Source organism: Campylobacter rectus, assembly GCF_004803795.1.
GTDB classification, from domain to species: Bacteria; Campylobacterota; Campylobacteria; order Campylobacterales; family Campylobacteraceae; genus Campylobacter_A; species Campylobacter_A rectus.
The window spans coordinates 895629-908121 of sequence record NZ_CP012543.1; the positions used below are offsets into that span (position 1 = coordinate 895629).

Consider the following 12493-nt stretch of genomic DNA (forward strand, 5'->3'; position numbering starts at 1 on the left):
ACCGCCCAAAGTTAAGACAAGAGGGTCTAAATGAAAAAAATTTATATATTTTTGAGTTTTTGCGTTTTTTTAGGCGGCTTTGAGGTTAAATTTGACGGAAATTTACCCGAGCTGATCTCGGCCGCGCAGAGCTCAAATTTAGCTCAAATTTCAAACTACGAACCGCAAAAAGCGCAGCTGCAAAAAGATGCCGTAAAAAGTGCGTATATGCCGAGCCTCACGGTTGAGGGCGGATACAGCTTTTTAAGCGGCGACATAAACGTCCTGCGCCCGCAAAGAGCCGCTACAGCCAGGGCTATTTTGGAGCTTGCCGTTTATGACGGCGGCAAACGCGAAGCCCTGTTAAGGTCGCTTTCACACCTTAGCGCGGCCGAAATTTTAAAAAACGAGGAGTATCAAAACCTGCTCGCATTTAACGCGACTAAGCTTTATTTCAGCTTTTTGTCGCTGGGCGAGCTCGCGCTGGCAAAAGAGGGCGAGATAAACTACCTAAAAAACGCGCTAAATAGGCTGGAAAAATACTACCGCGCGGGGCTTAGCGACGAGAGCGAGTATGAAGCGATAAACGCCAGATACGCCATGGCGCTCGCCGAACGCCTCGAGATCTCGCAAAATCAAAACGAGATAAAAAATCAAATTTATGCACTAACGGGCAGGGATATAAAGCCCGTGGCGGGCTCTAGGATCGCGCTTGCGGGTGAGGACTTCGCGCCGCAAAAAAGCGAAAAGCCGGAGCTCGAGGCGCTTAGGCTAAATTTCGCCGCGGCTTTGGAGGACGAAAAGATAACCGCGTCCGAGACGAATCCGCAAATTTTTATCAAAAATATCTACACCTTTATGCGCACGCATTACGATAGAAACTTGCTACCCGCGCAGTATCGAAGAGTACTGGAGCCCTATTTTGACGACTTTTTTAAGCCGAATTTAAACACCAACGAGCTGATTTTAGGCTTTAGCTGGAAAGCGTTTGACTTTGGTGCAAACAAAAAGCGGCGCGAGATAAAGCGTATTAGCGCGCTGCAAGCGAAGTTAAATCTGGATCAAAAGCGATTGCAAAACGAGCTAAATTTGACGAACATCAAAAACGACCTAAAGACGCTCGAGCAAAAGATCGCCGCAGGTAAAAGCGCTCTAAACTCGGCGCAAACCTCGCTAAATGCCGTTAGCAAAAAGTACGAGGCGGGACTGCTCGGGTACGTCGAGTTTTTAAACGCGACCGCGCAGAGCTTTAGCGCAGATAGCGCGCTGGAGCTAAGCAAGAGTAAATTTGAGATCAAAAAGGCGGAGTATCTATATGAGCGCGGCGGCAAAATCGCCGAAAATATCGAAAAAACGGAGCGCAAATGAATAAAATTTTACTTTTTTTACTGAGTGCGGCGGTTGCGCTTTGTGCTCAGGATAGGATCTACGCGAGTTTTGACGTCGCACCCGCAAAAGACGCGCAGCTCGCGCTAAAAGCCGTCGGTATCGTAAAGAGCGTAAACGTAGAAGTCGGCTCCGCGGTAAAGCGCGGCGACGTGCTGCTCGAGCTTGAAAACGAGAGCGAAAAGCTAGCCGTAAAGCTCGCTCAAAACGACCTAGAGAGCGCGCAGACGGCAAAAGCCCACGCAAAAAGCGTGCTGGATAAATTTAAGCTCGTTCAAAGCGTGAGCTCGAAGCAGGCTTTTGAAAATGCGGAGTTTGATTTTAAAAACGCGGCGCTAGCCGAAAACAGAGCGTATCTGGCGCTAAATTTGGCGCAAAAGAGGCTAGGGGATACGAGGCTGCTAGCGCCTTTTGACGGGACGATCTCGGCCAAGAGTATCGAGATAGGCGAGGGCGTTGGCGGCGTAGCGCAAAAGCTGATGTCGATTTTTTCGTATCCGGACGTGAAGCTCAAGCTTAGCTTTGATGAAAAATTTAAAGACCGCGTGAAAATCGGTAGCGAATTTATCTATAAACTAGACGGCCAAATCGAAGAAAGACGCGGCGAGATCAGCCTCATCTACCCGACTATCGATACGAAAAACGGCAAAATTTACGCCGAAGTGCAGGCGCGAAATTTGACGCCGGGACTTTTTGGCGAGGGATATATCGTCTCTAGCGCGCAGGACTGGGGCGCAACGAGCGATAAAAAGGCCGCCGCTCCTAAAAACAAGGACGCAAATTTAGTGGATGCAAACAAAACGTCCGAGCTTAAATTCGGCAGCTCGGCCGGCGCAAAAAAGAGCGAGTTTGCCGCTGCGGACGCAAAATTTGGCGCAGAAAAAACCGGCTTCGGCGCGGCTAGGTTTTTAAATTTGACGGCACAAACGAAAAGCGGGATAAATTTGAACTCAAATTCTGCATTCGGCGTTAAATTTGGCGCCGCTATCAAAAATGCAAATTTGACGAATGAGCTTGAGAGCAAAGGCGAGCGAGTAAATTTTGCCGAGATTTTAAGCTTGCCCGAGCTTGGCTTAAATTTTACAAATTCGGCAAACCGTAGATTTAAAAAAACGAGCCGAGCGGCCTTGAGTTTAAATTTAGTTCGCCGGCCAAGCGGCGCTAATCTAAACTCGCAAGCCGAATTCTGCGCAAAGCAAAATTCGGCCGCCGTAAAAAATCCGCCGCAAAGCTTAAATTTAATCAAAAATCAAACTGCGCCGTTTGTGCCGAATTTACCGCAAATCACGGCGTCAAGCGAAAATTCGAGCTTGTTAGGGCGACAAGATTTCGCGACGAAAAAACTCGAGTTAAATTTAACCTCGCATCGGCTCGCGCAAGCCGTATTAAATTTTAGCCAAAACGCAAATTTAATCGGTAAGCTAAATTTTCTGCGCGCCGCGTCTTTGCGCTCAAATTTGATACGGCGAGCAAATTTTATAAACGCGGCAAAGGAATTTAAAAATGAGAGCGCGGCTTTTGTCTTAAATTCGGCACAGGGGCGGGTCGGAGCGGATTTAAATTTGCAATCCAATTTTAACCCGACAAAAAAATCAGAGCCTAATTTGTCGCAAACTGCGTCTTATGGGTTAAATTCGGCTCAACGACCGAATTTTTCGCCGAACGCAAATCGAAGCAAAAAGCAAATCTCGTCGTTTGTACCAAATTTACCGCTCGTATTAGCCTTGAACGAAAATCCGAATTTGCCGCAAAGGCCCGTTTTATCAAAGGCGCGAAATGTATAAGCTAGCCATAAATCGCCCGATTACGACGCTGATGTTTTTCGTCGCGCTCGTATTTTTCGGCGCGATGTCGCTTTTTAGGATGCCGGTAAATCTCTTCCCCGAGGTCGTCATTCCGCTGGTTAAGATCACGACCTACGCGCCGGGTGATATGAGCCTCATCGAGAGCAGGGTCACCAAAAAGATCGAGGACGAGGTCTCGACGATAGATGGTATCAAAAAGATTAGGTCTTATACCTTTAACAACCTCAGCATCGTCACGGTCGAGTTTAATCTCAAGAAAAACATCGATGTCGCCGCAAACGACGTGCGCGACAAGGTCGCAAAGGCAAAGTTTGACGCCCAGCCCGAGATAGAGAAGATCAACAGCGACAGCGGCAAGGTGGCGAGCTTTTTCGTTAGCCGCAAGGATGAAAATTTAACCGCGCTTATGCAAGCGGTCAAAGACGAGGCAAAGCCGTTTTTACAGCGCGTAAAAGGCGTTGGCAAGGTCGATGACAAGGGCTTTTTGGAGCCTGAGATCAAAATTTACCTTGATCCGTTTAAGCTCGATAAATACGCCCTAACCGCAGCCTCGGTCATAAATATAATCAAATCGCAAAATTTAAAAGCGCCGCTTGGCAAATTGGAAAATAGCGAATTCGAGATATTTTTAAAGAGCGAATTCGACGCTAAAAGTGTGCGCGAGCTAGAGGATATCCGCCTGCAAAAGGATGTGTTTTTAAAGGACGTCGCACGCGTGGAGCTATCTCATCACGACACCGACGCAGTAGTGATGTATAACGGCAAGCGCGGAGTGCTGCTTGACGCTATAAAAGTAAGCGGAGCAAACACGATCGAGACGATAGACGCGCTAAAAGCTAAAACGGGCGAACTAGCTGCAAGGCTGGGCGAAAACTACGAAGTAGAGCGGGTTTATGAAAAGAGCGAAAGCATCCTAAAGCACATAAATCAGGTCAAATTCGACATGATGCTAGGCGTCGCGCTCACCGTCGTCATCGTCTTTTTCTTTTTGCGAAGCTTTAGCGCGACTATCATCGCCGCGCTTGCGATACCTGCTAGTATCGTGGGGACTTTTTTTATCATCGACGTTTTGGGCTTTGATCTAAACCGCCTCACGCTGCTGGCTCTCACGCTTGGGATCGGTATATTTATCGACGATGCGATCGTGGTCGTGGAAAATATCTCTAAAAAGATGCAAGAAGGCGAGAGCAATCCGCTAAAAGCGAGCTTTGAGGGCGTGCGCGAGATCGCATTTAGCGTGCTTAGCATTAGCGCGGTGCTGCTTTGCGTGTTTGTGCCGATCGCCTTTATGGAGGGCATCGTCGGGCAGTATTTTAACTCCTTCGGTATGAGCGTGAGCGGCGGTATCGTGGTGTCGTTTTTGGTTTGCATTATGCTGATACCTAGCCTGGCGGCGAGGTTTTTGAGCGAGGGCGAGAGTAAATTTTACCGCGTGACGGAGCCATTTTTTGAGGCGCTTGAGAGCGGTTACGAGCGGCTTTTGAAGCTTATTTTGAGGTTTAAAACCGCGTTTGTTATCCTCACTTTTGGCGTGCTGGCTCTTTGTATGAGCCTAGCGGGCAAGGTCGGTATGGACTTTTTGCCCGTCGAGGACGAGGGGCAGTTTGAGATATTTTTAAAGGCAAACCCGGGCATCTCGGTTGAGGCTATGAGCGCTAGAGCCGGCGAGGTCGTGCGCGCCGTAGATAGCGATCCGCGCGTCGAGTACTCCTATATGATCGCTGGTTACACGGACTCAAAGGACGCGTATAAGGCTAAAATTTACGTCCGCCTAAAGGGCTTTGAGTCGCGAAAAGAGCGCCAAACGCAGATAATGGACGAGTATAGAAAGAAGCTTAAATTTGAAGGCCTCAGCGTCAAAGTCCTGCAGATACCATACGTCGATACGGGCAGCGACAGCGAGCCGGTGCAGCTAACGATCACGGGCGATAGCCTGGAAAAGCTGGACGAAATTTTGCCTAAAGCCATAGCGATGGTGCGCGCTATCGAGGGCACGACGGATGTTGGCAGCGATAACGAGGACAAGATAAACGAGCTGCGAATCAGCGTAAATAAAGACAAAGCCAAACGTCTAAACGTCGATCCTAGCGCGGTCGCGCAGGTGATATATGCCTCCTTTGGCCAAAACAGGCTGGGTAGCTTTGATAACGGCGACGCGCAGTACGATATGATACTGAGGTTTGACGACGAGTACCGCAGGGACGCGCAAGCGCTGCAAAAGCTAAAGATCAAAAACGCGCGCGGCGAGAGCATAAGCCTAAGCGCGGTGGCGGAGTTTAAGACGAGCAAGACCTTTTCCGTGATAAACCGCTTTAACAAACAGCGTCAGATCAGGATCGTTGCAAACGTGGATAACGTCCCGCTGGGCGCCGTGCAAAAGGGTATCGACGAAAATATCGGTAAAATTTTGCCCGCCGGCTTTGATTACGTTATGACGGGCTTTATCGAGATGATGAACGACACGAACGCGGCCTTCGTCTTTACGATCAGCCTTAGCGTCGTGCTTATCTATATGATCCTGGCCGCGCTTTACGAGAGTTTCGTGCTGCCTATCATCATTATGATCTCGATGCCGCTTGCCTTTGGCGGCGTGGCGGTCGGGCTGTATCTTAGCGGTAACTCCTTTAGCCTGTTCGTTATGGTCGGCGCGATCTTGCTTTTCGGTATGGTGGGTAAAAACGCGATTTTGGTCGTGGATTTCGCCAACCGATACGCAAACGAGGGCGTGGAGCTAAACGAAGCTATCGTGCGTGCTGGCGTCAAAAGACTGCGAGCGATACTGATGACTACTTTTGCGATGATATTTGCGATGCTACCGCTTGCGCTTAGCAGAGGCGCGGGATACGAGGGCAACTCTCCGATGGCGATCTCGGTGATCTCGGGGCTTATTAGCTCGACGCTGCTAACGCTGCTAGTCGTGCCTGCGCTCTTTGGTGCGGTGTATAAGATAGATAAATTCGTAAGTAAAATCTATAAAAGAGAGGAAATTTAGAGCCTAAATTCGAGTCTGTTTTCGGGCGAGACCCGTATCAAATAAACATATTAAGCGTCAATTTGTAAAAATCTAAAAATCTGCTATAATGCTACATAATTTTAAATTTAAGGAGACGATATGTCAATTACCAGCATCGACATCAGTGCTTTATATATCACTATGTTTAACAGAGTTCCCGAAGGCGCGGGACATAAATTTTGGTTTAATCTCGCTAAAAAACAAGGCCTAAACACGAGCCAAGTAGCCCAGCAGATGTTAAATTCCGCCCCTGCCCAAGAGTATTTTGCGGGTAAAAACTCAAACGAAGACTTCGTAAATCATATCTATTCGAATTTATTCGGTAAAACCATAGCCCAGGATCCTAAGGGTTCTAAATTTTGGATAGATAAGCTAAAAGAAGGCAACTCAAAAGCTTTCGTAGTATCTGAGATGTTGAAAGCCGCTATGAGCAATACCTATACCAAACCGGAAGAACTTAAAGCTCAAAAACTATTCTTAAATAAATTAAAAGCTGCCGAGATAGCTCATAAAGCTATAGAAAACGTTCCAAGCAGCGGAAGCATAACAGAAAAGATAGCAAGCTTTGCCAATATACTGAAAAATATCAAAGACACCAGCACCCCTACCCAGATAGCCCAGGTCATAAAACAAGAAGCCCTAAAAGGAAATTTGACTGTATTAAACAGTCATCAACTGGCCCAAATCACAAAATCCATATTCCCGTCCGTAGATGCGGATGCACTACAAAAAGCTTTGGATAACACTACTGCTACTACTGATATATATGAAGAAGGAGGAAGCACTCCTACCCCTCCGACCCCTCCTGCTCCTACTCCAAATCCTGGCGGTGGAAGCTCAGGCGGAAGCAATAACCCAAAACCTCTAACTCCGGAAGAGCAAAAACAAAAAGCAAAAGAAGAGGCCGTAAAACAAGCCGAAGAAAACCTACAAAAAGCAAAAGAAGCGGCCGAGCAAGCTAAAAAAGATGCCGATATAGCAAAAGAGATCAAAGATGCCGTCGAACATGCGATAAATAACCACAACGGCATAAAACAATACGCCCTAAACCATATCCAAAACAAGATAGATGATCCATCTACCACCGATAAACAAAGAGAAGCTCTGGAAAAGGCAAAAGATATAGTAAATACTTTCGGCAGAACTCTGGATGATAAGAAACTAACCGAAGTAACGGGCGAGGCCGAGGTAGCAGATAAAACAAAAGACGTAGCGGGTAAACAAAAAGATCTGGCACAAGATCAAGTAGAATACGCGAAAGCTATAGCCAAAGAGATTCCTTTATTTAACGCTGCCCAAAAGGCATACGATGCTCAAGTAAAGGCCAAGGACGAAAAAGCTATAGCCGACTTACTACAAGCAAAGATCAACGCAGCGGCAAATATTTCAAAGGTTAAAAGCGACATAGAAACTTCATCCTTAACATACCAACAAAAAATAGCCGCCAAAGCTCAACTGGAGGTATGGACTAAGGAGCTGAATTTAAAAGATTTGGATGCGCCAAATAACGCCCTAAAAGACAAAGCTAACGAAAATAAACAAGCCGCCGATACCAAAGCCGCCGCCGCCGCTAAAGCATATCAAGACGGCCCCGACAAAGGAGCGCTACCTGATTATACTAAAAATAAAGACGCGATCACAAACTTTTCAGCAAAAGTCGCCAAGGCTAAAGCCGCCGTCGCTAGCGCAACGGTAGCCCTAAGAGACGCCGAAGTAAAAGCCGCTAAAGCAAATCTCGATAAAGATCCTGACAACGAAGAGCTAAAAGAAACTTGGGAAAAGGCAAAAGCCCAGCTGGAGAAAGCAAAAGCCGAGGAAAAAAGCGCAGGAGCAATGGCTAAGGCCGCAGAACTAGACGCTACCGTGCTCAAAAAAGTAGGCGACACAAACGTATATAAGAGCGAAGACGGAAAATATACCGTGGATCTTGGCAACGATAAGGTAACCGAAGGAAAAACATTGGTAGCAAGTCACGGCGGTTCCTTGCATGAGATAGATGAAAACTCCGCCAACCTTGGAGCTAATGCGCATGATACTAAGTCGCTGCTAAAATCAAACGACAAGGGCGGCACTGTTTATAAAAATGGAATCGAGCAGTTTAGCTTCATCTCAAAAGACGGAAATGCCGTAGCTGCACTCGACAAAGACGGCACTAAGGGCTTTATACTAAAACCGGGCGTTAAGGCTGACTACGATACTATGTCAAAAGCGACATTTGATGCGGGTAAGTTTGAAGCAAACGGCGCCGAGCAACAAACCTATAAAATCGAAACCGTAAAAATTCCTTTGCCTCATAATCCGGATAATCCTCAGTATAAGATAACTCAGGTCAAAGATTTGGGCGGCGCAGGAAAAGACTATGTGTTTGAAGATAGGCCTATCTTGGACGGCGCTTTGGATTTTCAGGTTAAAGATATGGGTGTCGTGAAGGTTCCCGTTATAAACGGCAAGATATATGCGGGAAAGATAAACGAATACGATATCGACACCGATGCTAACAACATTCTAAAAAGCATAACAAAAACAGGAACGAAAGAAGCTTATAACTTCGATGCCGACGGAAAAGTCGAAAGCATTCAAAAAGGTGATTTTACCTATACTCTAAAAGAGGACGGACATAAGACCTTAGCCGAGGCTGTTGGTTTAGCTGCTGCCGGAGCTCAAGACGCTCTAAACAAAGCGAGTTCGTCCGTCGTGTACAATATAGTGGGACATAGTTACAAGCTTAAAGATGGAAAAGTAGAAAAAATAGATCTAAAAAACGGCACAGAGCTAACGGTCAAAGCTCCTGCCGACTTTGTTCCAAATATTGATACTTTACGAAATATGGAAATATCAAAAATGAAATTTGCAGATACCCCTGCGGAATTTACGCTTACCGATAATCCTCCATACGGCTCGGCTCAACTTTATGAAAAGGTTGCCGGTAAATTTTTATTAAAATATGAAAATCAATATAAAAATAGCGTATATGAGGACGGCACTCATAAATTTACCGTCACGGATGCAGGAGAAAACAAATACACCCTCACCGAAACAAAAGACGGCGAGAAGGTATCCGAAGAAAAACTCGAAAACGGCATACTAAAGACCGTTAAATACGAAGCGGATGGAACTACCGTAAAAAGCGTGGATATAGTCGATAAAGCGGGCGGCGACAACGATACCGTAACCGTAGATACGGAAGCGACTAGTGTTGCAAATACGAAAAATGTCAATGTCGCAAACGTAAATAACGGAAAAGTTAATCTCGCCGGTATAGAAAAAGTAGAAATCAAACCGGGCGCAGAGCTTAACGCAAAAGGCTTAGATACTCTAAACAAGAACCAGGATATCAAGGAGATTACGCTCGGCGGCGATCTTACTTTAAAGAGTGCGAACGGCGGTAATATCGATCTTGGCAAAGTAAAAGACGGCGGTCATAATCTCAATGTCGATGTAACTAATAACGCAAAATCCGATACTATCAAATTCGGCACTGAAATAGCCGGAGACAAGCTAAATATAAACGGCTTTGAGCAGACGCAAGATAAAGTGGATTTTAGCGCATTGGGAGCTACCGAGAAAGGCGTAAATAAGGTCGCGTCAGATGCAGGGAAAGAGTTAGAAAACGGTAAAATTTATACTACCGATGTAGCCGGCGATATTGCAGGTAAAAACTACGGGGGAGCTGATTTTGGCGAGTTGTTCGGCGACGGCAAGGCGTTTAAAACAGCTGCCGCCGCAGAAGGAAAATCCATAGTAGCCGTCAAAGGAAACGACGTCACCAAGGTATATCAAGTAAATGATGCAGATAAGAATGGCACGATAGATGCCGGCGAAGTGAAGTTGGTAGGCACCTTTAATAGCGGTGTTGCGTTAGAAGACGCCAACATAGCTTAGCGGTATTGAGCCCGATTTGCGAGTGCGTAGTCGCCGTCTCTTGGATCGTGATGCCAGCACGGCTTAGCAGTGCCGAGCATAGTAACTTAGCTTGGAAGTGGTCGAGCTTAGTTTAGCGGTGTTGAGCATAGCAGCGTCGAGCTTGGCGACGCCAATATCGCTTAGCGGTGTCAAGCTTGGCGACTCCGACGTCGCTTAAATTTTTTAGTCCGTCGTCTTTTGGCGGCGGACTTTTTAAATATCCTTAAATTTAACCTCAAAATTTAATAAAAATGAGACAGAGATTAGAGTGCTTAAGGCTTTTAAATACCCTTAAATTTAACCAAATCCCAAAGATAAATTTGCCGTCAAATCTATCCCGCCGATTAAATTTAACCTAATCGGATAAAATCCCGAAATTCGTCGGCGAGTTGGGCTATCGACCCGCTTTTTAAGTTAAATTTTATCCGCTTTTATTTGTGCGGATCGCGACAAAGGATTTTTACGGCGTTTCAAATTTCGCTCGCTTGCAAATTCGTCAAATTCTGCGAAAACTCGTTTGCGAAATTTATTTTACCCTGCGGGGGCTATGCCGGCCGAATTTAAACGATAGTCGCCGACTGCATCAGCGCGGACAACGCCGAGACGGCGGGATCTGTGCTAGCTGAATTTAAAACGGGAAAGCTGAAATTTAAACCGTAAAATCAGCCTCGAATTTGAACCAAAATCGAAATTTATCTAGCGACTGCAAGCGTTTATTTCGTAGCTGCTCTTTTGGGGTCTGGGTCGTGTCCGCATTTCATCGCCAGCCGCACGCCGCACCCACACTCCTTGGGCGGACAAAATTTGCACTTGCGCCGCACCCACTTTAAATCACTTTAAAGCTCAAATTGGCACCAAATTAAATTTGCACTTGCGCAGCACACTAAAGCTCCGCACGTCGCCGCCCGCACAAGCCTCGGTGGCCAAAATTTACACTCACGCCGCGCACGTCTCAAATCGTTTTAAAGCTCGAGTTTGCACCAAGTTAAATGCACACCAAAGCCCAAGCCCCATATGCCGCACTCGCGGCTTTGGTAGAGTTTTTGAGGCGTGGTTATCGCAGCCGAGCGACGTCAGCTATACGCGCACGTATAGCTGCTCTTTTGGAGTCTGGGTCGCGTCCGTATTTCATCAAGCCGAGCGCCAAAGCCTAAGCCTTGCACGCCAAAACCCCATACGCCGTCGTCCGCACAAGCTTCGGTGGCCTAAATTTACGCTCGCACCGTGCAACCGCGCTGAAATTTGCGTCCATATCCGAAAAGCGCAAATTTGCACCAAGTTAAATTTGAGCTCGAGCCACGAGCCAAAACCCAAGCCCCACACGACGCCGACGTCGGCCGTTGCGTTTTAAAGAAACTCGCCGAGGCGCTTTTGGCCTAATCTCAAAATATCTTTTTTTGAATTTAGGGTGCGGCATAGGCGTATTTCGGCCAAATTTTTGTTTAAAATTTATCTGCTTTTTCATTTTAACGATGTAAAATCGTATTTAAAATTTAAGGCTAAAAATGAACGCACTTCTCGTCGCCGAATACATCGGCATCGCCTCGGCAGCTACGAGCGGATTTATCTTTGCGGTCAAGCGCGACTGCGACTGGCTGGGCATTTTCATCGCATCGCTGCTGACTGCGCTTGGAGGCGGATTTATGCGCGACGCCATCGTCTCGCGTCCGCCGTATTCTTTTACAAACTACGCTCCCGGCGTCATCGTGATGGCGATGCTCTTTTTTTCCGCATTTTTTCGTTTGCACAAGCGAAGCGACATCGAGAAAAAGTTTTTATTTGTCACTACCGACGCCGTGGACCTGGTGAGCTTTTCTATCGTCGGGGCGATCGTGGCGTTGCAGTTTGGCTACAACGTTTTCGGCGTCGTGCTGCTCGCGCTTTGCAACGGCGTGGGCGGAGGTATGATGCGCGACGTGCTGTTTAACGAAATCCCCTGGTGCCTAAAAACCGGGCTTTACGCGACGGTGAGCATCGTCGTGGGGCTGCTGTATTTCGCGATGGACTATGCGGGGCTCACGAACGTATTTTGGGTGATGGGGCTTTTCGCGTTTGGCGTCGTGTTTAGGCTGGCAGCGTATTATCTAGGCTGGAGCTTGCCGAAGCTGCAGAAGTGAAATTTGCTCTATTTCGCAGTCGCAACGGCGCTTGAAATTTGAGAAATCGACCGCATTTACTTAGATAGCAAAAACAGCTAAATAGCGCGTAAAATTTGAAAATTTAACACCGCTTTCGTCTGGGGGCGGTAAAATTCGTTAATTTAAGATTTTAGATGAAGCGTATATCTAACGCCCCAAATTTGCGGTATTTTTTACCTGCCCGCTAAAAATATTTTTCATCCGTTGGCTTTTGTGCGGTGAAAATTATTCGCTGTTTTTGTTTATCGGCCGCGTAAAATTTGAAAATT

At 46.8% G+C, this 12493-nt stretch carries 5 protein-coding genes; all 5 read left to right on the forward strand.

Annotated features, from left to right (window positions below):
* Positions 1–30: 30 nt before the first annotated feature.
* Positions 31–1347, forward strand: a complete 1317-nt coding sequence (locus tag CRECT_RS04305) for a TolC family protein (RefSeq protein ID WP_004319835.1) — start codon at positions 31–33, stop codon at positions 1345–1347.
* Complete coding sequence (locus CRECT_RS12500) at positions 1344–3149, forward strand: efflux RND transporter periplasmic adaptor subunit (RefSeq protein WP_004319850.1); 1806 nt, start codon at positions 1344–1346, stop codon at positions 3147–3149. Before CRECT_RS04305 ends, CRECT_RS12500 begins: the two co-directional genes overlap by 4 nt.
* Positions 3142–6162: an efflux RND transporter permease subunit gene (locus tag CRECT_RS04315; protein WP_004319827.1), complete on the forward strand. Its 3021-nt coding sequence runs from the start codon at positions 3142–3144 to the stop codon at positions 6160–6162. The genes CRECT_RS12500 and CRECT_RS04315 overlap by 8 nt, the downstream gene beginning before the upstream one ends.
* A 120-nt stretch (positions 6163–6282) precedes the next feature.
* On the forward strand, positions 6283–10065 hold the full coding sequence (locus CRECT_RS04320) for a DUF4214 domain-containing protein (RefSeq protein WP_171992671.1): 3783 nt from the start codon (positions 6283–6285) through the stop codon (positions 10063–10065).
* 1526 nt (positions 10066–11591) lie between these two features.
* Positions 11592–12203, forward strand: coding sequence for a trimeric intracellular cation channel family protein (locus CRECT_RS04325; RefSeq protein ID WP_002945157.1), 612 nt, complete (start codon positions 11592–11594; stop codon positions 12201–12203).
* Positions 12204–12493: the final 290 nt, after the last annotated feature.

Coding starts and splice junctions, on each gene's coding strand:
- CRECT_RS04305 (WP_004319835.1), top strand. CDS start 31: ATGAAAAAAATTTATATATTTTTGAGTTTTTGCGTTTTTTTAGGCGGC.
- CRECT_RS12500 (WP_004319850.1), top strand. CDS start 1,344: ATGAATAAAATTTTACTTTTTTTACTGAGTGCGGCGGTTGCGCTTTGT.
- CRECT_RS04315 (WP_004319827.1), top strand. CDS start 3,142: ATGTATAAGCTAGCCATAAATCGCCCGATTACGACGCTGATGTTTTTC.
- CRECT_RS04320 (WP_171992671.1), top strand. CDS start 6,283: ATGTCAATTACCAGCATCGACATCAGTGCTTTATATATCACTATGTTT.
- CRECT_RS04325 (WP_002945157.1), top strand. CDS start 11,592: ATGAACGCACTTCTCGTCGCCGAATACATCGGCATCGCCTCGGCAGCT.